The organism is Micromonospora sp. NPDC005254 (assembly GCF_042872525.1).
Classification (GTDB): Bacteria; Actinomycetota; Actinomycetes; order Mycobacteriales; family Micromonosporaceae; genus Micromonospora.
This window is the reverse complement of sequence record NZ_JBIAKM010000002.1, coordinates 260,285-281,663: the sequence shown is the minus strand read 5'-3', so window position 1 is coordinate 281,663 and position 21,379 is coordinate 260,285. Positions and strand designations below refer to the sequence as shown.

The following is a 21,379-nucleotide window of genomic DNA, read 5'->3' as shown; positions in this document are numbered from 1 at the left end:
TGGAGGCACTCATGGCCCGTACCCGATCATCGCTGCGCCGCGCGCTCGCGGCCGGCCTCACCGTCCTCGCCGCCGCGGCGGCGACCCTGGTCGCGACCTCCGGCCCGGCGGCGGCAGCCACCACCGCCGGCGTCGACGTGTCCAACTACCAGGGCAGCATCAACTGGACCAGCGTCCGCAACGCGGGCATCGAGTTCGCCTTCATCAAGGCAACCGAGGGCACCAGCTACAAGGACCCGAGCTTCAACGCGAACTACGTCAACGCGTACAACGCCGGGGTGATCCGCGGGGCGTACCACTTCGCCCGGCCCAACATCTCCGCCGGCTCGACCCAGGCCAACTACCTGGCGTCCAACGGGGGCGCCTGGTCGGCCGACAGCCGCACCCTCCCGGCCGCGCTCGACATCGAGGCCAACCCGTACAGCGGGGGCTACTGCTACGGGTTGAGCACCACCGGGATGCGCAACTGGGTGCAGGACTTCCTGAACACCTACCGGTCCCGCACCGGCCGGTACGCGGTCATCTACACCACCACCAGCTGGTGGAACCAGTGCACGGGCAGCTGGACCGGCCCGTGGGCCAACCACCCGCTCTGGCTGGCCCGCTGGTCGAGCACGCCGGGCGCCCTGCCGGCCGGCGCGCCGGTGTGGAGCTTCTGGCAGTACACCAGCAGCGGCGCCGTCTCCGGGATCAGCGGCAACGTGGACCGCAACTACTGGAACGGTGACCGGAGCCGACTGATCGCGCTGGCCAACAACACCTGATCGGGCGGTTGGCGGCAGCGGGATCGACGGTCACCTCACGGTCGACAATCGGTCCGGCTGCCGCCACGCCACCGCGTACGGGTCAGGCCCGCCGTCGGCTCATCGCCGGAACCATCACCGGAGCGTCCTCGCGGACGACCGCGTCCCGCCGGCTGAGCCGACGGACGCCCACCGCGCCAACGGTGATGGCGACGACGCCCAACAGCGCGACGAGTACCGGAAGCCCAACGCTGATCAGCAGCAGTGCCACATCGCCGAGTGCGACGAGCATCCACAGTGCCAGCCGGGGCCGGGCGTTCCTGTATCGGTAACCCATGTCGCACCTCCCTCCGTCGTTGGAGATCAGATACCCCGAACGACGCAAGAACATGCGAGAGAGGTTCGCGTAGGTGCGGAACGCGGGTCAGTTGACCCGGTCGGGCTTGAAGCCCTTGACGATCTGGTCGAAGTTGGCGAGGTTGGCCTGCCAGTCCTTCTCCGCGATCTCCCACCGGATGGCGTAGCCCCGGTTGCTGGCGGTTACGAAGCCCCGGTTGCGCACGTGGATGCGGGTGTTGTCCCGGCTCTCCAACCACTCCCAGTCGGCGCAGGTCCGATACCAGTCGCAGGCCTTGATGCTGCCCACCAACTGGTAGTTGCTGACCAGATTCCGGCGGTACGGTTCCTTTTCCTTCCAGTCGGCGACCGCGTCCTTCAGCGGGCTGGGGGTCCACTGGACCAGCATCTTGCCGGGCCCGCCGGACTGGTTGAAGACGGCCGTGTCCGAGCCGGAATGACGGCCGCTCCAGCCGGGTGGGAGCGGGATGGAGAAGGTCGGCCCCTCGTACAGCTTCCAGCCCGCCGGCAGCGCGTTCGGGTCGGCCGACGGCGTGGCCGAGGGCGTCGCACTCGGTGCGCCCGTGGTGGGTGGAGGCGCTGCCGGAGCGGAGGACTGCGCCGGGGCCGACGACGCGGCCGCCCCGGTCGTCGCGTTGGCCTGCGGGCTCTCGTTGTCGTCGCCCTTGGTCAGCATCGGCACGATCACCACGAGGCCGATCAGCAGCAGGGCCACCAGGGCCCCGATCAGCACGTTGCGACGGGTGTTGTTCGGCTTCGTACCGTCGAACACCGGCACCGCCGCGCGCCCGGCCGGACTCACCGGGGGCATGACGGACGTCGGGGCCGACGGTTTGCGCTGCTCCGGCGCCACCGGCGGACCGTCGACGGCCGTCGGCTCGTCGTCGGGCTCCGTCGTACCGTCGTCGGGGTTGTCGTCGGCGGCCGCCACCGTTGCGGTCGGGTCGGCGTCCGGCGTGGCCGGGCGGTCGATCGTCTTGGTCGGCTCGGCGGGCACCGCCGCCGTCGGGTCGGCGTCGGCCGGCACGACCTCCGTCGGCGAGGCGTCGACCGCTGCCGGCCCGGCCGCGGCCGCGGCGACCGGCGGCGGGGTACGCGGCGCAGGCGGCGACACCGGGCGGGCGGCGCTCTCCTCGGCGGGGCGCGGCGCCGGCACGAGCGGCGGGCGCGGTTCGCGTGGACCGTTCGGCCCCGGCCGGCGTACGCCATCGAGCAGTGAGATCCCCCGCGCCCGCTTGCCTCCGGCGCGGCGCAGCAGCCGCTCGGCCACCTCGGCGGTGATCCGCTCGTTCGGGTCCTTCTGGAGCAGCCCGTTGAGCACCGGCTTGAGCGGGCCGGCGTTCTTCGGCGGCGGCATCGGCTCGGTGGCCAGCGCGGCCAGCGTGGCGATCGCGGACGGCCGCGCGTACGGCGACTTGCCCTCGACCGCCGCGTAGAGCGTCGCCCCCAGCGACCACAGGTCGGCCTCCGGCCCGGCGGTGCCCTCGCGGGCCCGCTCCGGCGAGATGTACGCGGGCGAACCGAGCACCATGCCGGTGCGGGTGACGTTCGGGTCGCCGGGGATCGTGGCGAGACCGAAATCGGTCAACACGACCCGGCCGTCGTCGCCCAGCAGCACGTTGCCCGGCTTGACGTCGCGGTGCATGACGCCCGCCTTATGGGCCGCGTTGAGGGCACCCAGCACGCCGAGACCGATCTCGATGGTCCGGGCCACCGACACCGGCCCGTCCTCGGCGAGGGTGTCCTGCAGAGACCTCGACGCCACGTACTCCATGACGATCCACGGGTCGCCATCGGTGCGCAGAACGTCGAAGATGCGTACCACGTTGACGTTGTTGAGCCGGGCGATGGCCCGCGCCTCGCGCAGCGAACGCTCCCGCATCTCGCGGCGTTCTTCGTCGGTGAGGCCGGGGGGCGGCACCAACTCCTTGATGGCGACGTCGCGGTGCAACACCTCGTCGCGCGCCTTCCACACCCGACCCATGCCGCCCTGGCCGAGCGGCGACAGAAGCCGGTATCGGTCAGCGACGAGTTGGGGGAGCGCGTTCGACATCGCTGAGACGGTACCCGGAGCCGCCGACGCTCACACCGCCGGCACGCCACTGTTCGCTTCCCGTGACTTCGAGCCGCGTACCCTGGCGGCATGTCTGCCGAAGAGCCGCTGTTCCGGGTCGTTCGCGGCGTGCCCACCGCCGAGGAGTTGGCCGCTCTGGTTGGTGCGGTCATCGTGCGGTCCCGCCCGGCCGCCGCCCCCGCGCCACTGACCGCGTCCGCGTGGGCCCGCAGCGGCCGACCGGCCCGCCCCGACACCTGGCGCGCCTCCGGCCTTCCCCGCTGACCGACCCGCCACGCGGGGGCTGCCAGAGTGGGCGTCCAGCCGTTAACCTCACTCAGGGAAACGGTGCCGTGACGGATAGGGAGGATCGATGATCCCCGAAGAGGACCAGCCGGCGCCCTGGCTGCACAGCTACGGCGGCATCGAGGCCGACATCCGCCAGCTCCGCGAGTTCGCCGACCGGCTCGCCGCCGAGGTCGAACGCAACTACGCGCCCCACCTGTCGTACATCGCCGACGACATGTCCGCGAAGGTGCCCAACCCCTGCGACGCGTTCATCGAGCTGGTCACCTTCCTGCACGCCCACCACGAGACGCAGCAGGCCACCGCCGACATGGTGTACGCCGTCCGGGGCGCAACCGGCCACCTCGCCGCCGTCGCCGACCGGGTCGCCACCCAGTACGCCGACAGCGACGCCTTCTCCGCCGCCCGCGCCGTGGACGTTCAGCGGGCCCTCGCCGACCCCGGCACCGTTCTGCCCGGCGGCCGGACGCCGACGCTGACCGACCCCACCGGTCCCGAGAGCCAGAGGCCGGTGGTCCTGCCATGATCGAACGAGGTGGGGGCCGCACCTCCGGCCAGACCGACTGGCACCTGATGGACGTCAACAACATGTGGGCGTGCCTCCAGGACCACGACACCACCAACCACTGGAAACAGGTCGCTGGGTGGCGCAAGGTCTGCGACCTGGCCCAGATCCACCTCGGCCGGCTCCAGGAGTACCGGCGCGGGCTCGCCGAAGCGTGGCCCCCGGAAACCAGCGCCGCCTCCGGCACGTACCTCGCCCAACTCGACGACCTGATCGCCAAGGTGCGGCACACACACGACGCGGCCGCCGCGAACTACACCGCGCTGTCCGCCGCCACCCAGGCCATCGGCACCACCCGCGCCGAGCTTCGCAAAATCCACGAGGAGTACGCGACCAAGCTCCAGCAGAAGCAGGCGTACGACGCCACAGCCGCCGACCCCAAAGCGATCATGGGTAGTCGGGTTGTCGAGTCACCGGTGACGGACAGCGACTTGGAACGGCTGAACGTGCAGGCGCAGGCCATGATGTTCAACCTCAGCGGCGAACTCCAACAAGCCCAAGCCACCCTCCAAAAACCCCCGCCGCCGCCAAGAGCTAAGCCCGTCGCCGACCAGGCGAATTCAGATGTGTACGGCGGAGTTTCCGCCCCAGTTATTCCCCCCATCGTGGCAGTGCCTGCGCCAGCGCCTTCTGTGGCGGTGTCCCACACATCTCGAAATCCTGTCGTTACATCAACAACTCCCGTCGCTGGGCCAGTGCTGGGGGCGGCGAGCACTGCACTAACCAGCCTTCCGGGAATGACTAGTCCAGGTCCGATACCGACGGCTCATACGCAGCCAAGCCCGACACCTGGACTTGCTATCCCACCGCTACGGTCTGGCTCACTGCCAATCCCCGGCTTGCCCGTGCCTAACTCCGGCAATTATCCGCTGAATCGCCCGGGAAGCAATGCCACTCCGCCCCATACGCCTTCGACTGCGCAGCCACGTCCCATGCCACCCGGTGGTTTGATCGGAGGAGGCCCCACAGCCGGCATCGGACAGCCACCTGCCGGCAGTTCACCTCGTCGCGTTAACCCGATCGGCGGGGTGATAGGAGGCGGGGGCGCTGGCACCGGGCCGACAGGCGGAGCTGGTTCTCGGCCAAGTGCCGGAAGAACTCTTGGCCTTCCACACGGATTTCCCCCCTTAGGCGGCGCACCCAATTCCAATCCTGCACCTGGTGGCGCACCTCGTCAGTTTCCTCGGGAAGACCGCCGCGAAACGCGCCCTTGGGACCCCGATCATCCATGGGAGACAGACCAGGGTGTTGACCCGGTGGTCCGGCCGCCCGACACGGACAACCCGATCGATCCCGGACCGGCCATTGGCTTTGACAGGTAGGCCGCGTGCTGCTTGCCGAATTTTATTTGGCTTAAGCATCACGGTCAGCCTGCTGCAGCCCTCGCCGCCTGCTCAGGCCGCGCCCACACCTGACGGGCTTAATCTTATTCGCGATGATCAATGGCATCTGGCCTATCTCCGTGCCCTGGATGCCCAGAAAATCAGCCGCGGAAGCGGAGTTACGGTCGCCGTGCCAGATACGGGCGTAGATAAACACCCGGATCTGCAACGAAATTTGCTGAGTGGAAGCGACATCGCCTCGGGGGGCACCGGCGACGGACGAGTAGATACGAGCAGCCACGGCACCGGCATGGCTGGCCTCATCGCGGCACATGGGCGCGGCGGAGATTCGGGGGCACTCGGGATTGCCCCAGCATCCCACATCCTTCCTATCCGCATCCAAGTCTTGGACGAGCAAGGCGACAGCGACAATCTTGCCTCCGCTATAGAATATGCCTCTACAAGAGGGGCAGATATAATTAGCGTTGCTTCGGTTTCTGGACCAAGTCCGAATTTGCAGCGAGCCGTGGAGGCTGCAACAAGAGCGGATATTCTAATTGTTGCAGCGGCAGGCAATAGGCCACGCGATCACCATGTCAGCTTCCCAGCCTCGTACCCAGGGGTAATTGCCGTTGGCGGCATTGATCGAGGCGGGAATCATGCCGAAATCTCCGTAACCGGGCCCGAGATCGATGTGGTTGCGCCTGCGGTCGACATTTACAGCACGAGCATTAACGGCAAGTACCGCAAAGGCACAGGCACTTCCGACGCGACGGCGATTGTCGCTGGGGCGGCGGCGTTGATCAGGTCGAAGTATCCCTACCTGCCGGCCCAGGAGGTAGCCCATCGGCTTACGGCCACGGCCATCGACAAGGGTCCGCCAGGCCGGGACGACGAGTACGGGTATGGCGTGATCGATCTTGTGGCAGCGCTGACGGCAGACGTACCCCCGTTGGGGTTTGAGTCGGTGAGCGCTCCGGCCGCGACTGGCTCGACCGCGGCGGCGGGCGATCGGCCTGGTGAGGGCGGTGATGGCGCGACAGCTCGCGGCCTGGCCACTCTCGCCGTGATCGTGGCCGTCGGGGTCGGATGGGCGCTGGTGGCGCGGCGTCGGCGGCGCGGTGATGATCCGCCGCCCAGAATCAGTCGCTGATCGAGCCGGGGCGCGTTGATCGACTCGGGATCCTTGATATCGGGGTGTCCGGGCGAGCGGGATACCCCGATATCCATGAAGTCGAGTCGATCACGGTGGTGCCGACAGGCTGATCGACTTCATATCGGCGATGTGGGGCTTTTGTGGCTGATTGATCGGCCGATGTCGGTGATGTGGAGTGGATCAAGGGCGCGGGGCCAGGTGGGCCTGACGGGCACGGCGTCGAGAGCGGCGCGGCCGGGTGGACCGGTGTGGTGGGTGGTGAGCCGGTAACGTCGGGCTGGTGTCTGATTCTCTGCCGCTCCGCCTCGTGCTCGCCTCGGCCAGCCCTGCCCGTCGTAAGTCTCTCCAGGCCGCCGGCATTGAGCCGGACGTGCTGGTCAGCGGGGTGGACGAATCCCTGGTGGTGACCGATCGGGCCGAGGACCTGTGTCTGGAGTTGGCTCGGCTCAAGGCAGAGGCAGTGCTGAGCCGGCTGAGCCCGGCCGCCACGGCAACCGCGCCAGTCGGCACCAGCGCAGGCACGGGCACGGACGCAGGCACAGGCACCAGCGCAGGCACGAACGCCGGCACAGGCACGGACGAAGGCACCAGCACGGAAGCAGGCACCAGTCAGCGGACCCTGATCATCGGCTGTGACTCGGTGCTCGCGTTCGACGGGCAGATCCTCGGCAAGCCGGCGGATCCGGCGGACGCCACCGCGCGTTGGCTGCGGATGCGGGGGCGCAGCGGTGTCCTGCACAGCGGGCACTGTCTGATCGACGGTGTCAGCGGGCGGCGCGCCGAGGCGGTTGCCTCGACGACCGTCCATTTTGCGGACATCAGCGACGACGAGATCGCCGCCTACGTCGCCACCGGTGAGCCGCTGGCGGTGGCCGGCGCGTTCACGATCGACGGGTTGGGCGGGCCATTCGTGGAACGGATCGAGGGCGACCCGGGGACCGTGGTCGGATTGTCGATGCCGCTGCTGCGTCGGCTCCTCGCCGAACTGGGGCTGCAGATCACGGACCTGTGGACAAAGGTCGCGCCGGGCGGCCAATCGGTCGAGCCGCTGGGTAACGTCCGCTCATGACCACGAAGTCGATCCCGCTCACCGACGAGTTGCACGCCTACCTGGTCGCGCACGGCGCCCCACCGGACGAGATCATCCAGGATCTGGCCGAGGAGACCCGGTCGGTGCTGCCCGAGCACGCCTCCATGCAGGTGGCGCCGGAGCAGGCCGCGTTCCTGACGTTCCTGACCCGGCTGCTGGACGTACGGCAGGCCGTCGAGGTTGGCACGTTCACCGGCCTGTCGGCGCTGGCCATCGCCCGGGGGTTGCCCGAGGGCGGGAGGCTGACCTGCTTCGACATCTCCGAGGAGTTCACCGGCATCGCCCGGCGTTACTGGGCCCGCGCCGGCGTGCAGGACCGCATCGACCTGCGGATCGGCCCGGCCGGCGAGACGCTGCGGGAGTTGCCGCACGAGCGTCACCTGGACTTCGCGTTCATCGACGCGGACAAGACCGGGTACCCGGTCTACTGGGCCGAGCTGGTGCCCCGGATGCGGCCGGGCGGGGTGATCGCCGTCGACAACGTGCTGCGCGGCGGGCGGGTGATCGCCCCACGGGACGCCAACGACCGGGCGATCGCCGCCTTCAACGACGAGGTGCTCGCCGACGTACGGGTCGACCCGGTGATGCTGCCGATCGCGGATGGCCTCACCCTCGCCCGGGTGCGCTGACCGCCCCCACCGCTGACCGCCGCCACCGCTCAGCGCCGCCACCGCAGAACGCCCCCACCGCTCAGCGCCGCCACCGCAGAACGCCGCCACCGCTGAACGCCGCCACTGCTGAACGCCGACGAAACGCCGGCAGCCCACCGAACGCGCAGCGCCGACAGCACGAATTCGGGGTGCCCCCTCAGGAGGGGGCACCCCGAAGCCAGCGTCAGCGGACGCTGCGGGCGAACTGGCGGGCGGCCCAGAAGACCCCCAGCGCGGCGAGGACCGCCGTGATGGTGAGGCCCTGCCAGACCTTGTCGCTGGCCAGGTCGCCGGCGAACAGCGCGCGCGTGCCGTCGACCGCCCAGGAGAACGGGTTCCAGTCGGCGATGCCCTGCAACCAGCCCGGTGCGAAGGTCAGCGGCAGCAGGATGCCGGAGAGCAGCAGCACCGGCTGCGCCACGGTGTTCATCAGTGGGGCCAGCGCGTCCTCGCTCTTGACCTTGAGTGCGACGCCGTACGAGACGGCCGAGGTCATGAGCGCGATGAGGGCGAGCATGAGGTACGCCAGCAGCAGGTCACCGATGAACACCCGCAGGTCGAACAGGAGCGCCAGCAGGGTGATGATGACCGCCTGCACGATGAGCGAGACCACGTCGCGCAGCGAGCGGCCGAGCAGCAGGGCGAGCCGGCTGATCGGGGTGACCCGGGACCGTTCGATGACGCCGGCGCGCAGCTCGGCGATCAGGCCGAAGCCCTGGAACAGGCCGCCGAAGATGGCCAGCAGCACCAGCAGACCCGGCACGAAGATCTTGTAGGCGGCGGCCTGGGTGGGCGCGTTCAGGGCCGGCTTGAGCAGCGGGGCGAAGAGCAGCAGGTACATCACCGGCTGGAACACGCCGACGAAGACCCAGACCGGGTTGCGCAGCAGGAGCTGGATCTGCCGTTGGAAGATCAGCCACGTGTCGCGGGCGAATTTCATCGGTCGTCTCTCCGGTGGTCAGGACTCGCGCAGCGAGCGGCCGGTCTTGGTCAGGAAGACGTCGTCCAGGCTGGGCCGGTGCAGCTCGATCGAGCGCAGTTCCAGCCCGGCGTGGTCGAGTCGGCGCAGCACCTGGGGAATGGCGGTGGCGCCCTCGTCGACGTAGAGCCGCAGGCCGCCCTCGTCGGCGGTCTCCAGCTTGTTGACGTACGGCTCGCCGTCGAGCGCCTGGGCGGCCTGCGGGGTGGCGGCCAGGTCGAGACCGACGAGCACGACGTCGCCGGAGATCTCCCGCTTGAGTTCGGCCGGGGTGCCCTCGGCGACGACTTCGCCGTTGTCCATGATCGCGATGCGGTCGCAGAGCGCGTCGGCCTCGTCCAGGTAGTGCGTGGTGATGAAGACCGTCATTCCGTCGCTGCGCAGTCGCCGGATCTCGTCCCACATGTGGGCGCGGCTCTGCGGGTCGAGGCCGGTGGTCGGCTCGTCCAGGAAGACGATCTTCGGCTCGTGGATGATGCCGAGCGCGATCTCGACCCGCCGGCGCTGGCCGCCGGAGTAGGTCTTGCACTTGCGGTCGGCGTACTCGGTGAGCTGGAAGGCGTCCAGCGCGCGGGCGGCGCGCTGCTGCGCGTCGGCCTTGCCGATGCCGTACATCCGGGCGTGCAGGACCAGTTCCTCACGGGCGGTGGACTCGTCCCACGTGCTGCCGCCCTGCGGGACGTACCCGATCCGGCGGCGGACCTCGGCCGGATCCTTGCGCAGGTCGGCCCCGGCGATGGTGGCCTCGCCGCCGTCGGGCTCGATCAGCGTGGCGAGCATCCGCAGCGTGGTGGTCTTGCCGGCGCCGTTGGGGCCGAGGAAGCCGAAGATCTCGCCCTCGGCGACCTGGAGGTTGACGCCCCGCACGGCGTCCACCGTCTTCGTCTCTCGACCCGCGCGGGAGCGGAACGACTTCCGCAGCCCCCTGGTCTCGATCATTTCTGCTCCTGGTCGGTCGGGCCGGCCGTGCCGGCCGTCGAGTGGGACGACGCCGGACGGCGCACTCCCCCGCTGTGCCGCCAGCAGGCTAACGCGATATAACTCTTTTAGTCAACGTTGATTATTCCGCCTCGGTCGGCGGCCTCGACTCCTGGCGCTCTTTCCACCCCGACCAGCCCTCGACGTTCTCCAGCTCAGCAGGCAGGTACGACACTCCAGAGTCGATCCGCTCCGCGATCCGGTCGCACCACCCCATCTCCGCCTCCGCCCGCACCGCCCACAGCTCGAACATCCACCCCACGTGCACCGGCTTGCGGTTTCGCACCCAGTCCGACTCCAGGGAGGCACGCATCGACTCGACACCGGCGCGCAGCAGATTGGCCCGGTTGCGCAGGGCCGCGGCGGCCTCCGCGCGCGGCATGGCGGGCAGGAAGGAGAAGGCCACCGCGAAGGGGTCGGACGGCTCGCTGAGGTTCCACCAGAAGTTGCGCAGCAGCGTCTCGAACTCGTCCTCGCCCTTGGGGGTCACCTCGTAGGTGGTCCGGGCCGGACGGGCGCCGACCTGCTCGGTGGCGACGGCACGGAGCAGCCCTTCCTCGGTGAGCTTGCGCAGCGCGTGGTAGATCGAGCCGGGCTGCACGTTCGCCCACTTGTCGGCGCTCCAGCTCAGCAGCTCGCGGCGCACGTCGTAGCCGTGCACGGGCTGCATCCACCGCACCAGGCCGAGAATCATCATCCGAGTCGCAGACACCACACAAGCGTAATAGCCAAGTTTGACTAAGGTCAGTGCCACATCCCACACTGAGCGATCGTTAGGGCCATCACGGGTGGCCGATACACTCCCGGTCAGTAACTTCCCGGGAGGAGCCACGAGGTGCGCAAGGTACTCATCGCCAACCGCGGCGAGATCGCCGTCCGGGTCATCCGCGCCTGCCGCGACGCCGGCCTCGGCAGCGTCGCCGTGTACGCGGACTCCGACCGGGACGCCCTGCACGCCACGCTCGCGGACGAGGCGTACGCGCTCGGCGGGGACAGCGCGACCGACACGTACCTGCGCATCGACAAGCTGCTCGACGTCGCCGCCCGGGCCGGCGCCGACGCCGTACACCCGGGTTACGGCTTCCTCAGTGAGAACGCCGACTTCGCCCAGGCGGTCATCGACGCGGGGTTGACCTGGATCGGCCCCACCCCGCAGGCGATTCGCGACCTGGGCGACAAGGTGACCGCCCGGCACATCGCCCAGCGCGCCGGCGCTCCGCTGGTCCCCGGCACGCCGGACCCGGTGGGCAGCCCGGACGAGGTGATGGCGTTCGCCGTCGACCACGGGCTGCCGGTCGCCATCAAGGCCGCGTTCGGCGGTGGTGGACGCGGCCTCAAGGTCGCCCGGACCATGGAGGAGATCCCCCAGCTCTTCGAGTCGGCCACCCGCGAGGCGGTCGCGGCGTTCGGCCGGGGCGAGTGCTTCGTCGAGCGCTACCTGGACCAGCCCCGGCACGTCGAGGCGCAGGTCCTCGCCGACCAGCACGGCAACGTGATCGTGGTGGGCACCCGGGACTGCTCGTTGCAGCGGCGGCACCAGAAGCTCGTGGAGGAGGCCCCCGCGCCGTTCCTCACCGACGCCCAGCGTGCCCAGATCCACGACAGCGCCAAGGCGATCTGCCGGGAGGCCGGCTACCACGGCGCCGGCACTGTGGAGTACCTGGTCGGCAAGGACGGCACGATCTCCTTCCTGGAGGTCAACACCCGACTTCAGGTCGAGCACCCGGTCACCGAGGAGACCGCCGGCATCGACCTGGTCCGGGAGCAGTTCCGGATCGCCGACGGCGAGAAGCTGCGGATCACCGAGGACCCGACGCCGCGCGGGCACGCCATCGAGTTCCGGATCAACGGCGAGGACCCGGGCCGCAACTTCCTGCCCGCGCCGGGCACCGTCACCACGCTGCGCCTGCCCAGCGGCCCGGGCGTCCGGGTGGACGCCGGCATCTCAGCCGGCGACGTGATCGGCGGCAACTTCGACTCGCTGCTCGCCAAGGTCATCATCGTCGGTGAGACGCGGACCGAAGCGTTGGAACGCGCCCGCCGCGCGCTGGACGAGATGGTCCTCGACGGGATGGCCACCGCGCTGCCGTTCCACCGCCTGGTCGTGCGGGACGAGGCGTTCACCGCCGAACCGTTCACCGTGCACACCCGGTGGATCGAGACCGAGTTCCACAACACCGTGCCGCCGTTCGCCGCCGCCGCCAGCGCCGCCGAGGCGCCGGCCGAACGCGACACCGTCGTGGTCGAGGTCGGCGGCAAGCGCCTCGAGGTCAGCCTCCCCGCCGGCTTCGGCGGGAGTACGACCACCGCGGCACCCGCCTCCCGTAAGCCGACCCGGCGCGGAGGCGGGGCCAAGGCGGGCGCCCCGGTCGGTGGCGACGCGCTCACCTCTCCCATGCAGGGCACCATCGTCAAGATCGCGGTCGCCGAGGGCGACACGGTGGCCGAAGGCGACCTGGTGGTGGTGCTCGAGGCGATGAAGATGGAGCAGCCGTTGCACGCCCACAAGGCGGGTACGGTCAGCGGGCTCACCGCCGAGGTCGGTGCCGTGATCACCGCCGGCGCCGCCATCTGCACCATCGCCTGAGGGGCGAGCGCGAGACCCCTGTTGCTGGCGAGGCAGCCGCGGGGCTGGCTCGGCGCGGAGTCGGTTACGCGGTCTGCGGCAGCGGCGTGCGCACGTTCCGGACGGCGTATCGATGGAGAGTGACGCCCTCGTCGAAGCGCGCCTGCTCCAGCAGGTCCAGCTCCAGCGGCTCGTCGTGGCTGTCGAACAGTGGGCGGCCGGTACCGAGGATGACGGGGTGCGTGAAGAGCAGCAGCTCGTCGAGCAGCCCTGCCCGGAGCAGCGCCGTAGCCAGTGTGGCGCCACCGACGCCGATGTCACCGTCGGTGCGCCGCCGTAGCTCCGCGAGCTCGCCGACGGCATCGTCGCCGCCGATGATCTCGGTGTTGTGCTCGGCGCTGGTACGCGTGCGGGAGACCAGCACCTTGGGCTTCGAGGTCCAGATCTCGCCGTACTCGCGCAGGTAGCCGGGCGACGAGTCGTCGTCGCGCGCTGCCGGCCAGAATCCCTCCATCGTCTCGTAGATCGTGCGCCCCTGGACCATGAGCGACAGCGCCCGCGCCCGCGCGTTGAACTCGTGGTGCAGTGACTCCCCGATGCGCATCCAGGTGCCGCCGCCCTGCTCGCCATGAGCACGCTCGATCAACAGATCGGCGGACACGTTCATCCAGTACACGAATCGCCCCGACATGGACCCTCCCTCAGTGATAGCGATATGCAACTGCTTCGACCTACCCTAGGATGAGGTGATAGCAAGATGCAATCACTTGCGAGGAGGGCTTGATGGATTCGGCGCCACGCTCGGGTTGCCCGATCAATCAGGCGGTCGAGGTCCTGGGCGATCCGTGGGTGATGCTCGTTCTTCGGGACATCATGTTCGGCAATCGGCGGCACTTCCGCGAGCTGCTCGCTGGCAGTGAGGAGGGCATCGCGCCGAACATTCTCAGCAGCCGCCTGCGGCGCCTCACCGCCGCGGGCCTGCTCACCCGTGAGGACGCCCGACGGGGGCAGCGGGCCGCCTACTCACTCACCGAGGCGGGCATTCAGACAGTGCCGATCATGGCAGCGCTCGGCTCGTGGGGGCTGGCCCATCGCGGTGGCGACCGTCGCCTGCGGGTGCGCGCCGAACTGCTCCGCGACGGCGGCCCGGAACTGCTCACCCGCTTCATGGACGACCTACGCGAGGTGCACCTCGGCGTCCCCCGGCCCGACCCGCACGCCCGACGAGCGGTCGACGAGCTTCGCTCGGCCTACGAGGCAGCCACCCGCGACTGACCCGATCCGCCGGGACCGCCCGCTTCGCGACGGACCGGCCCACGACGGACCGGCCCACGACGGACCGGCCCACGACGGTGCCGGGCCCACGGCGGTGCCGGCGTAAGCGGCGGGCCGGGCCCACGACGGCGCCGGCGTACCCGACGGACCGCAGCCCACGGCGGCGCGGGCGCGCGCGACGGACCGCAGCCCACGGCGGTGCCGGCGCGCGCGACGGCCGACACCGTCGGCTGGTGACCCGCCGCACAGGACCGGGCGGTGGGGGTGGTTTGGGCCACCAGCGGCGGCGGGAGTGGGCGCGAGCAGGAATGATGTTCGGGTGCGCTTCCTTCACGGCGCGGTTCCCGCGCACGACCTGACCTATACCGACGTCTTCATGGCGCCGGCCCGCTCCGACCTCGGCTCCCGGCTGGACGTCGACCTGTCCACCGGTGACGGCACCGGCACCACCATCCCGCTGGTGGTGTCGAACATGACGGCGGTCGCCGGGCGGCGGATGGCCGAGACGGTGGCCCGGCGGGGCGCGATCGCCGTGATCCCGCAGGACATCCCGATCGAGGTCGTCGCGAACGTCGTCGCCTGGGTCAAGCAGCGGCACCTGGTCTACGACACACCCATCACCCTGGGCCCCACCGAGACCGTCGGGGACGCCATCCACCTCCTGCCGAAGCGGTCGCACGGCGCGGTGATCGTGGTCGACGAGGCCGGTCGGCCGATGGGCGTGGTCACCGAGGCGGACACCACGGGCGTGGACCGGTTCGCCCAGCTGCGGCACGTGATGTCCACCGAGCTGCACACCGTCCCGGCGGACGCGGACCCGCGTACCGGCTTCGATCTGCTCTCCGCCGGCCGGCGCCGGCTCGCCCCGGTGGTGGACGCCGACGGTCGGCTGGTCGGCGTGCTGACCCGGCAGGGCGCGCTGCGGGCCACCCTCTACACACCGGCGGTGGACGACCGGGGGCGACTGCGTATCGCCGCGGCGGTCGGGATCAACGGTGACGTGACCGGCAAGGCCGCCGCGCTGCTGGAGGCAGGTGTGGACACACTGGTCGTGGACACCGCGCACGGCCACCAGGAGCGGATGATCTCGGCGTTGCGGGCGGTGCGCAAGCTGGACCCGGGCGTTCCGGTGGCGGCCGGCAACGTGGTCACCGCCGAGGGGGTACGCGACCTGGTCGAGGCCGGCGCGGACATCATCAAGGTGGGTGTCGGGCCGGGCGCGATGTGCACCACCCGGATGATGACCGGCGTGGGCCGGCCGCAGTTCTCCGCCGTGCTGGACTGCTCGACGGCGGCCCGTCAGCTGGGCCGGCACGTCTGGGCCGACGGCGGGGTGCGACACCCTCGCGACGTGGCGCTCGCGCTCGCCGCCGGCGCGTCGAACGTGATGATCGGCTCCTGGTTCGCCGGCACCTACGAGTCCCCGGGTGACCTCTACACCGAACCGGACGGTCGGCGGTACAAGGAGAGCTTCGGGATGGCCTCGGCGCGGGCGGTAAGCGCCCGTACCGCCGACGACAGCCCGTACGACCGGGCCCGCAAGGCGGTGTTCGAGGAGGGCATCTCCTCGGCGCGGATGTATCTGGACCCGACCCGGCCCGGCGTCGAGGATCTGATCGACGAGATCATCGCCGGGGTACGCAGCGCCTTCACCTACGCCGGAGCGCGGGACCTGACGCAGTTCCACGAACGAGCGATCGTCGGCGTGCAGAGCGCCGCCGGCTTCACCGAAGGAATGCCCCTCCCCACAAGCTGGTAACCCCACACCCCACACCCCCACCCCACCCACGCCCCACCCCGTTGATCATGAAGTTATTGCCTCCCGCATCGGCGTGTCGGGGCAATAACTTCATGATCAACCGAGGGGGGCGGGGGCGGGGGCGGAGAGGCCGGCGGGGGCGGCGGCGGGGGCTGGGGTTAGGGGGTTAGGCGGCTCAGGACCTGGCGGGCCGCCTCGCTCGGGTTGTCGCCTACCCGGTCGGGGAGGGCGTTGGCCAGCCAGAGGGTTGCGAAGCCGTGGGCGATCGACCAGGCGGCGAGGGCGTCCCGGTCGGCGTCGCCTCCGGTTGGCAGTGCGGCGACTCCGGAACGCAGGGCGGCGCCGGCGCGCTCCCGGGCGGCGATCAGCTCCGCGTCGTCGGCCCGGTACAGCTCGGGCCGGAACATCACCTCGAAGTGCGCGCGGTGCCCGACGGCGAAGTCGACGTACGCGACTCCGGCGGCCAACAGGTCGTCTCCCGCCACGCTCAACGTCTGGGCCAGCAGGTCGAAGCCCTGAGCGGCGAGGGCGGTGAGCAGGCCGGCCTTGTCGCCGAAGTGGTGGGCGGGCGCGGCGTGCGAGACACCGGCCCGACGCGCGAGGTCGCGCAGGCTCAACGCGGCTGGCCCGACCTCCTCGATCGCGTCGAGCGCCGCCGCGAGCAGGGTGCGACGGAGGTCGCCGTGGTGGTAGCCGCGCGTCTCGGTCATGCCCGGATCCTATCTTGCCATTGACAAGATGCCACTCCGTCGCGCAATCTTGTCATCGACAAGATTGCGCCGAGGAGGATTCGATGGCACCCCTGATCGCGCTCGTGGTCGGCACCGCCCTGGCCCGACTGGCCGGCCTGGCCGGCGTCGCCGTACTCGACGGCTGGCATCCCGCGCTACGGGTCGGGCTGGCACTGCTGTTCCTGGTGACCGGCCTCGCGCACTTCGTCGGCCAGCGCCGGGCCGGCCTGATCGCGATGGTCCCGCCCGGCCTTCCCCGGCCGGATCTGCTGGTCACCGTCACCGGCGCACTGGAGCTGGTCGGCGCCGTCGGGCTGCTGATCCCGGCGACCGCCCGGCTGGCCGCGGCCGGGCTCGGCCTGCTCATGCTCGCGATGTTCCCGGCCAACGTCTCGGCCGCGCGCAGGAGGCTGACCCTCGCCGGACGCCCGGTCACCCCGCTCGGGCAGCGGACCGTCCTGCAACTCGTGTTCGTCGCCACGGCTGCGGCTATTTCGTTTGGCCCCTGACTATCAGGTGGCTAATCTACTCCCGTGGAACTCGTCACCCTTCAAGATGTGCCGCTCGGTCGGCTGCTGGTGGTGGCCGGGCACCTCGTCGGGCAACGGTGGAACCGCTACCTCGCCGAGGAGCACGGCCTCACCCAGGCCGGCATGATCACCCTGATGACGCTCGCCCGCCACGGCGAGCTGCCCCACCGCCAGGTGGCCGAGAAGGGATTCGTCCGCCCGGCCACCCTGACCGGCATCGTCGACACCCTCGAACGCGACGGCCTGGTCGAGCGGCAGCGCGACGACAGCGACCGGCGCAGCATCCGACTCGCCCTCACCCCCGCCGGCCGGGAGCGGGTCGCGGCCCTCGGCGCTCTCATGCACTCCGGACGCCCGCTCACCTCGGTCGACGCCGATCCGGCGAAGGCCCAGGTGATCCGGGAGTTCCTACTCGAAGTCATCGGCGGCGGCCACGACCCGCGGACCGGACGACCCACCGACGTGGAGGAACCGTCATGCTGATCCGACTGCTGCGCGGTCAACTGCGCCCGTACCAGCGACCGCTGCTGGCGGTGGTGCTGCTCCAGTTCGTGGGCACCATGGCCTCGCTCTACCTGCCCAGCCTCAACGCCGACATCATCGACAAGGGCGTGGCCCGGGGCGACACCGACTACATCGTGCACACCGGCGGCTGGATGCTGCTGGTCAGCCTGGTCCAGATCGTCTGCTCGATCGCCGCCGTCTACCTCGGCGCCCGGACCGCGATGGGCTTCGGCCGGGACGTCCGCGCCCGGCTGTTCGCGCACGTCAACCTCTTCTCCGCCCGTGAGGTGGCCCGGTTCGGCGCACCGTCGCTGATCACCCGCAACACCAACGACGTGCAACAGGTGCAGATGCTCGTGCTGATGAGCTGCACCATGCTGGTCGCCGCGCCGATCATGAGCGTCGGCGGCGTCTTCATGGCGCTGCGTGAGGACATCGGGCTCTCCTGGCTGATGCTGGTCAGCGTGCCGGTGCTGGCCGTCGCGCTGAGCGCGATCATCCGGCGGATGGTGCCGGGCTTCCGGCTGATGCAGACCCGGATCGACACGGTCAACCGGGTGCTACGTGAGCAGATCACCGGTATCCGAGTGGTCCGCGCCTTCGTCCGCGAGCCGTACGAGACGGACCGCTTCGGTGTCGCCAATGCCGACCTGACCGCCACCGCCCTGCGTACCGGACGGCTGATGGCGTTGATCTTCCCGGTGGTCATGCTGGTGCTGAACGTGTCCAGCGTGGCGGTGCTCTGGTTCGGCGCGCAGCGGGTCGACTCGGGCGCGATCGAGATCGGCGCGCTCACCGCGTTCCTGCAGTACCTGATGCAGATCCTGATGGCCGTGATGATGGCCACGTTCATGCTGATGATGGTGCCCCGGGCCGCGGTCTGTGCCGAGCGGATCGTGGAGGTGCTGGACACCGACTCCTCGGTGGTCCCCGCCGCCGCGCCGGTCACCGAACTGCCCACCCGGGCCGAGCTGGAGCTGCGCGGGGTGCGCTTCCAGTACCCGGGCGCGGTCGAGCCGGTGCTGCGCGACATCTCCTTCACGGCCACCGCGGGCACCACCACCGCGATCATCGGCAGCACCGGCGCGGGCAAGACGACACTGCTGTCGCTCGTACCCCGCCTGGTCGACGTCACCGGCGGCGCGGTGCTGGTCGACGGGGTGGACGTCCGCGAATTGGAACCGGACGAGCTGTGGCGACGCATCGGCCTGGTGCCGCAGCGGCCGTACCTGTTCACCGGCACGGTCGCCAGCAACCTGCGCTACGGCAACCCGGACGCCACCGACGAGGAACTGTGGGCGGCGCTGGAGATCGCGCAGGCCCGCGACTTCGTGGCCCAGATGCCCGGCGGCCTGGACGCGCCGATCGCCCAGGGCGGCAGCACCGTCTCCGGTGGGCAGCGGCAACGCCTGGCCATCGCCCGGGCCCTGGTCCGGCAGCCGGAGATCTACCTCTTCGACGACTCGTTCTCGGCGCTCGACCTCGGCACCGACGCGCGGCTGCGGGCGGCACTGCGCCCGGTCACCGCGCAGTCGGCAGTGGTGATCGTGGCCCAGCGGGTGTCCACGATCGTCGACGCCGACCAGATCATCGTGCTCGAGAACGGAGGGGTCGTCGGAGTGGGACGACATGCGGAGTTGGTGCAGACCTGCCCGACGTACGCCGAGATCGTGGCTTCCCAGCAGACGGCGGAGGTGGCGGCATGAGCGAGCCCGACGAGTCGCGGACCGCGACCGTACCCAGTCAGAAGCCGGGCGGTGACACGCAGCAACCCGGCGGCGGCGCGGCGACGCCGAAGCGGCTGCCGGCCGGCCGGCCGGCTGGCGGCCCGCCCTGGATGAGCGCGGGGATGCCCGCCGAGAAGTCGATGAACTTCGGGCCGTCGGCCCGACGGCTGCTCGGCCGGCTGCGCCCGCACCGGCTGCACCTGACCGCGATCATCACCCTCGCCGTGGTGAGCGTCGGGTTCAGCGTGGCCGGCCCGAAGATCCTCGGCCACGCCACCGACCTGATCTTCAGTGGGGTGATCGGTCGGCGACTGGCCCCGGGCACGACCACCGAACAGGCCGTCGCGGCGGCGCGGGCCAGCGGCAACGAGAGCTTCGCCGACATGCTGGCCCGGATGGACGTGGTGCCCGGAGTGGGCATCGACTTCGGCGCCCTGGGCCGGGTGCTGCTGTTGGCGCTCGGGCTCTACCTGGCGGCGAGCGTGCTGTCGTGGTGGCAGGGCTGGCTGCTCAACGGGGTGGTGCAGCGCACCGTGCTGCGGCTGCGCGCCGAGGTGGAGGAGAAGCTCAACCGGCTGCCGCTGCCCTACTTCGACCGGCAGCCCCGCGGTGAGCTGCTCAGCCGGGTCACCAACGACATCGACAACATCTCGACGAGCCTCCAGCAGACCTTGAGCCAGCTGCTCACCTCGCTGCTGACCGTCATCGGCGTGCTGGCCGTGATGTTCTGGATCTCCCCGCTGCTGGCCCTGGTGGCTCTGGTCGCCGTCCCGCTGTCGGTGCTGGTCACCCAGCGCATCGCCAAGCGCTCGCAGAAGCAGTTCATCGCACAGTGGAAGCACACCGGCGAGCTGAACGGCCAGATCGAGGAGGCGTACACCGGTCACGAGCTGGTGAAGGTCTTCGGCCGGCAGCGCGAGGTGGAGGCCGCGTTCCACGCGAAGAACGAGGAGCTGTTCCGAGCCAGCTTCGGCGCCCAGTTCATCTCCGGGATCATCATGCCGTCGATGATGTTCATCGGGAACCTGAGCTACGTGGCCATCGCCGTGGTCGGCGGACTGCGGGTGGCCTCCGGGACGATGAGCCTGGGCGACGTGCAGGCGTTCATCCAGTACTCCCGCCAGTTCACCCAACCGCTGACCCAGCTCGCCTCGATGGCGAACCTGCTCCAGTCCGGGGTGGCGTCGGCCGAGCGGGTCTTCGCGGTGCTCGACGCCGACGAGCAGAGCCCCGACCCGGCCCAGCCGACCCGGGTCGTCGACCCGCACGGCCGGGTCGAGTTCGAGCACGTCTCCTTCCGGTACACGCCGGACAAGCCGCTGATCGACGACCTGTCGCTGGTCGCCGAGCCCGGGCACACGGTGGCCATCGTCGGCCCGACCGGCGCCGGCAAGACCACCCTGGTCAACCTGATCATGCGGTTCTACGAGCTGGACGCCGGCCGGATCACCCTCGACGGGGTGGACATCACCACGATGCGCCGCGACGACCTGCGCGGACGGATCGGCATGGTGCTGCAGGACACCTGGCTCTTCGGCGGCACCATCCGCGACAACATCGCGTACGGCCGGCCGGACGCGACCGAGGAGGAGATCATCGCCGCGGCCCGGGCCACCTTCGTGGACCGGTTCGTGCGCAGCCTTCCGGACGGCTACGACACGGTCATCGACGAGGAGGGCAGCAATGTCAGCGCCGGCGAGAAGCAGCTCATCACCATCGCCCGGGCGTTCCTCGCCGAGCCGTCCCTGCTGATCCTGGACGAGGCGACCAGCTCGGTGGACACCCGCACCGAGGTGCTGCTCCAGCGGGCGATGGCGGCGCTGCGCTCGGACCGGACCAGCTTCGTCATCGCGCACCGGCTCTCCACCATCCGCGACGCCGACCTGATCCTGATGATGGAGAACGGCCGCATCGTCGAGCAGGGCACCCACGAGCAGTTGCTCGCCGCCCACGGCGCGTACCACCGGCTCTACCGCTCGCAGTTCACCGGCGCCGCGGTCGACGAGGAACCAGCCGCGCCCGCCGGGGCCCAGCCGGCGTCGGTCTGAGGGCGGACCGCCGTGCGCGCCACACGATCGACGGTCCACC

20 protein-coding genes are annotated in these 21,379 nt (G+C 70.3%); 13 read left to right on the top strand and 7 right to left on the bottom strand.

Annotation, left to right across the window (positions count from 1 at the left end; genetic code table 11):
• The first annotated feature begins 11 nt into the window (after positions 1 to 11).
• Positions 12 to 764: a GH25 family lysozyme gene (locus ACFYPR_RS06930; protein WP_355063211.1), complete on the top strand. Its 753-nt coding sequence runs from the start codon at positions 12 to 14 to the stop codon at positions 762 to 764.
• Positions 765 to 846: 82 nt separating this feature from the next.
• On the opposite strand, the gene ACFYPR_RS06925 is transcribed toward ACFYPR_RS06930, so the two are convergent.
• On the bottom strand, positions 847 to 1,080 hold the full coding sequence (locus tag ACFYPR_RS06925) for a hypothetical protein (RefSeq protein WP_387178439.1): 234 nt from the start codon (positions 1,078 to 1,080) through the stop codon (positions 847 to 849).
• An 87-nt stretch (positions 1,081 to 1,167) separates the two neighbouring features.
• Positions 1,168 to 3,153 carry a protein kinase gene (locus ACFYPR_RS06920; protein WP_387258914.1) on the bottom strand — a complete coding sequence of 662 codons (1,986 nt, stop codon included), beginning with the start codon at positions 3,151 to 3,153 and terminating at the stop codon, positions 1,168 to 1,170.
• 90 nt (positions 3,154 to 3,243) lie between these two features.
• On the opposite strand from ACFYPR_RS06920, the gene ACFYPR_RS06915 reads away from it, so the two are divergent.
• The 5 genes from ACFYPR_RS06915 to ACFYPR_RS06895 all read left to right on the top strand — a co-directional run bounded on the left by ACFYPR_RS06915 (position 3,244) and on the right by ACFYPR_RS06895 (position 8,221).
• Positions 3,244 to 3,438 carry an acyl-CoA carboxylase subunit epsilon gene (locus ACFYPR_RS06915; protein WP_387258912.1) on the top strand — a complete coding sequence of 65 codons (195 nt, stop codon included), beginning with the start codon at positions 3,244 to 3,246 and terminating at the stop codon, positions 3,436 to 3,438.
• Positions 3,439 to 3,526: 88 nt separating this feature from the next.
• Positions 3,527 to 3,985, top strand: coding sequence for a hypothetical protein (locus tag ACFYPR_RS06910; RefSeq protein ID WP_354854047.1), 459 nt, complete (start codon positions 3,527 to 3,529; stop codon positions 3,983 to 3,985).
• A 1,350-nt stretch (positions 3,986 to 5,335) separates the two neighbouring features.
• Entirely contained in the window at positions 5,336 to 6,499 is a 1,164-nt protein-coding gene (locus tag ACFYPR_RS06905) for a S8 family serine peptidase (protein WP_387259354.1), read from the top strand.
• A gap of 283 nt (positions 6,500 to 6,782) precedes the next feature.
• Positions 6,783 to 7,571 carry a Maf family protein gene (locus ACFYPR_RS06900; protein WP_363940578.1) on the top strand — a complete coding sequence of 263 codons (789 nt, stop codon included), beginning with the start codon at positions 6,783 to 6,785 and terminating at the stop codon, positions 7,569 to 7,571.
• Positions 7,568 to 8,221, top strand: coding sequence for an O-methyltransferase (locus ACFYPR_RS06895; protein WP_355062911.1), 654 nt, complete (start codon positions 7,568 to 7,570; stop codon positions 8,219 to 8,221). Before ACFYPR_RS06900 ends, ACFYPR_RS06895 begins: the two co-directional genes overlap by 4 nt.
• A 205-nt stretch (positions 8,222 to 8,426) precedes the next feature.
• Here the strand turns inward: ACFYPR_RS06895 and ACFYPR_RS06890 are convergent, their stop codons facing one another.
• The 3 genes from ACFYPR_RS06890 to ACFYPR_RS06880 all read right to left on the bottom strand — a co-directional run bounded on the left by ACFYPR_RS06890 (position 8,427) and on the right by ACFYPR_RS06880 (position 10,896).
• Positions 8,427 to 9,182, bottom strand: coding sequence for an ABC transporter permease (locus ACFYPR_RS06890; RefSeq protein ID WP_354854032.1), 756 nt, complete (start codon positions 9,180 to 9,182; stop codon positions 8,427 to 8,429).
• An 18-nt stretch (positions 9,183 to 9,200) separates the two neighbouring features.
• Positions 9,201 to 10,160, bottom strand: coding sequence for an ATP-binding cassette domain-containing protein (locus tag ACFYPR_RS06885; RefSeq protein ID WP_355062909.1), 960 nt, complete (start codon positions 10,158 to 10,160; stop codon positions 9,201 to 9,203).
• A gap of 121 nt (positions 10,161 to 10,281) precedes the next feature.
• On the bottom strand, positions 10,282 to 10,896 hold the full coding sequence (locus ACFYPR_RS06880) for a PadR family transcriptional regulator (protein ID WP_354854300.1): 615 nt from the start codon (positions 10,894 to 10,896) through the stop codon (positions 10,282 to 10,284).
• Positions 10,897 to 11,034: 138 nt separating this feature from the next.
• On the opposite strand from ACFYPR_RS06880, the gene ACFYPR_RS06875 reads away from it, so the two are divergent.
• The gene (locus ACFYPR_RS06875) at positions 11,035 to 12,786 is read left to right on the top strand and encodes a biotin carboxylase N-terminal domain-containing protein (protein WP_355062907.1); all 1,752 of its coding nucleotides are present in this window, start codon (positions 11,035 to 11,037) and stop codon (positions 12,784 to 12,786) included.
• Between the two features lie 64 nt (positions 12,787 to 12,850).
• On the opposite strand, the gene ACFYPR_RS06870 is transcribed toward ACFYPR_RS06875, so the two are convergent.
• Positions 12,851 to 13,456 (bottom strand): dihydrofolate reductase family protein, encoded by a 606-nt coding sequence (locus ACFYPR_RS06870; protein WP_354854023.1) that lies wholly within the window; start codon positions 13,454 to 13,456, stop codon positions 12,851 to 12,853.
• Between the two features lie 92 nt (positions 13,457 to 13,548).
• On the opposite strand from ACFYPR_RS06870, the gene ACFYPR_RS06865 reads away from it, so the two are divergent.
• Positions 13,549 to 14,040, top strand: coding sequence for a helix-turn-helix domain-containing protein (locus ACFYPR_RS06865; protein ID WP_354854020.1), 492 nt, complete (start codon positions 13,549 to 13,551; stop codon positions 14,038 to 14,040).
• A 319-nt stretch (positions 14,041 to 14,359) separates the two neighbouring features.
• Complete coding sequence (locus ACFYPR_RS06860) at positions 14,360 to 15,799, top strand: GuaB1 family IMP dehydrogenase-related protein (protein WP_354854018.1); 1,440 nt, start codon at positions 14,360 to 14,362, stop codon at positions 15,797 to 15,799.
• A gap of 158 nt (positions 15,800 to 15,957) precedes the next feature.
• On the opposite strand, the gene ACFYPR_RS06855 is transcribed toward ACFYPR_RS06860, so the two are convergent.
• Complete coding sequence (locus ACFYPR_RS06855; protein ID WP_354854016.1) at positions 15,958 to 16,509, bottom strand: TetR/AcrR family transcriptional regulator; 552 nt, start codon at positions 16,507 to 16,509, stop codon at positions 15,958 to 15,960.
• An 83-nt stretch (positions 16,510 to 16,592) separates the two neighbouring features.
• Here ACFYPR_RS06855 and ACFYPR_RS06850 point away from each other — a divergent pair, with 83 nt between their 5' ends.
• From ACFYPR_RS06850 to ACFYPR_RS06835, 4 genes are read left to right on the top strand one after another with little or no spacing between them, the layout of a single operon-like run.
• Entirely contained in the window at positions 16,593 to 17,039 is a 447-nt protein-coding gene (locus tag ACFYPR_RS06850; RefSeq protein ID WP_355062905.1) for a DoxX family membrane protein, read from the top strand.
• A gap of 24 nt (positions 17,040 to 17,063) precedes the next feature.
• The gene (locus ACFYPR_RS06845) at positions 17,064 to 17,543 is read left to right on the top strand and encodes a MarR family transcriptional regulator (RefSeq protein WP_355062903.1); all 480 of its coding nucleotides are present in this window, start codon (positions 17,064 to 17,066) and stop codon (positions 17,541 to 17,543) included.
• Entirely contained in the window at positions 17,537 to 19,270 is a 1,734-nt protein-coding gene (locus ACFYPR_RS06840) for an ABC transporter ATP-binding protein (RefSeq protein ID WP_354854009.1), read from the top strand. The genes ACFYPR_RS06845 and ACFYPR_RS06840 overlap by 7 nt, the downstream gene beginning before the upstream one ends.
• Positions 19,267 to 21,339: an ABC transporter ATP-binding protein gene (locus ACFYPR_RS06835; RefSeq protein WP_387258908.1), complete on the top strand. Its 2,073-nt coding sequence runs from the start codon at positions 19,267 to 19,269 to the stop codon at positions 21,337 to 21,339. The genes ACFYPR_RS06840 and ACFYPR_RS06835 overlap by 4 nt, the downstream gene beginning before the upstream one ends.
• Positions 21,340 to 21,379 lie beyond the last annotated feature (40 nt).

Coding starts and splice junctions, on each gene's coding strand:
- ACFYPR_RS06930 (WP_355063211.1), top strand. CDS start 12: ATGGCCCGTACCCGATCATCGCTGCGCCGCGCGCTCGCGGCCGGCCTC.
- ACFYPR_RS06925 (WP_387178439.1), bottom strand. CDS start 1,080: ATGGGTTACCGATACAGGAACGCCCGGCCCCGGCTGGCACTGTGGATG.
- ACFYPR_RS06920 (WP_387258914.1), bottom strand. CDS start 3,153: ATGTCGAACGCGCTCCCCCAACTCGTCGCTGACCGATACCGGCTTCTG.
- ACFYPR_RS06915 (WP_387258912.1), top strand. CDS start 3,244: ATGTCTGCCGAAGAGCCGCTGTTCCGGGTCGTTCGCGGCGTGCCCACC.
- ACFYPR_RS06910 (WP_354854047.1), top strand. CDS start 3,527: ATGATCCCCGAAGAGGACCAGCCGGCGCCCTGGCTGCACAGCTACGGC.
- ACFYPR_RS06895 (WP_355062911.1), top strand. CDS start 7,568: ATGACCACGAAGTCGATCCCGCTCACCGACGAGTTGCACGCCTACCTG.
- ACFYPR_RS06890 (WP_354854032.1), bottom strand. CDS start 9,182: ATGAAATTCGCCCGCGACACGTGGCTGATCTTCCAACGGCAGATCCAG.
- ACFYPR_RS06885 (WP_355062909.1), bottom strand. CDS start 10,160: ATGATCGAGACCAGGGGGCTGCGGAAGTCGTTCCGCTCCCGCGCGGGT.
- ACFYPR_RS06880 (WP_354854300.1), bottom strand. CDS start 10,896: ATGATGATTCTCGGCCTGGTGCGGTGGATGCAGCCCGTGCACGGCTAC.
- ACFYPR_RS06870 (WP_354854023.1), bottom strand. CDS start 13,456: ATGTCGGGGCGATTCGTGTACTGGATGAACGTGTCCGCCGATCTGTTG.
- ACFYPR_RS06865 (WP_354854020.1), top strand. CDS start 13,549: ATGGATTCGGCGCCACGCTCGGGTTGCCCGATCAATCAGGCGGTCGAG.
- ACFYPR_RS06855 (WP_354854016.1), bottom strand. CDS start 16,509: ATGACCGAGACGCGCGGCTACCACCACGGCGACCTCCGTCGCACCCTG.
- ACFYPR_RS06850 (WP_355062905.1), top strand. CDS start 16,593: ATGGCACCCCTGATCGCGCTCGTGGTCGGCACCGCCCTGGCCCGACTG.
- ACFYPR_RS06840 (WP_354854009.1), top strand. CDS start 17,537: ATGCTGATCCGACTGCTGCGCGGTCAACTGCGCCCGTACCAGCGACCG.
- ACFYPR_RS06835 (WP_387258908.1), top strand. CDS start 19,267: ATGAGCGAGCCCGACGAGTCGCGGACCGCGACCGTACCCAGTCAGAAG.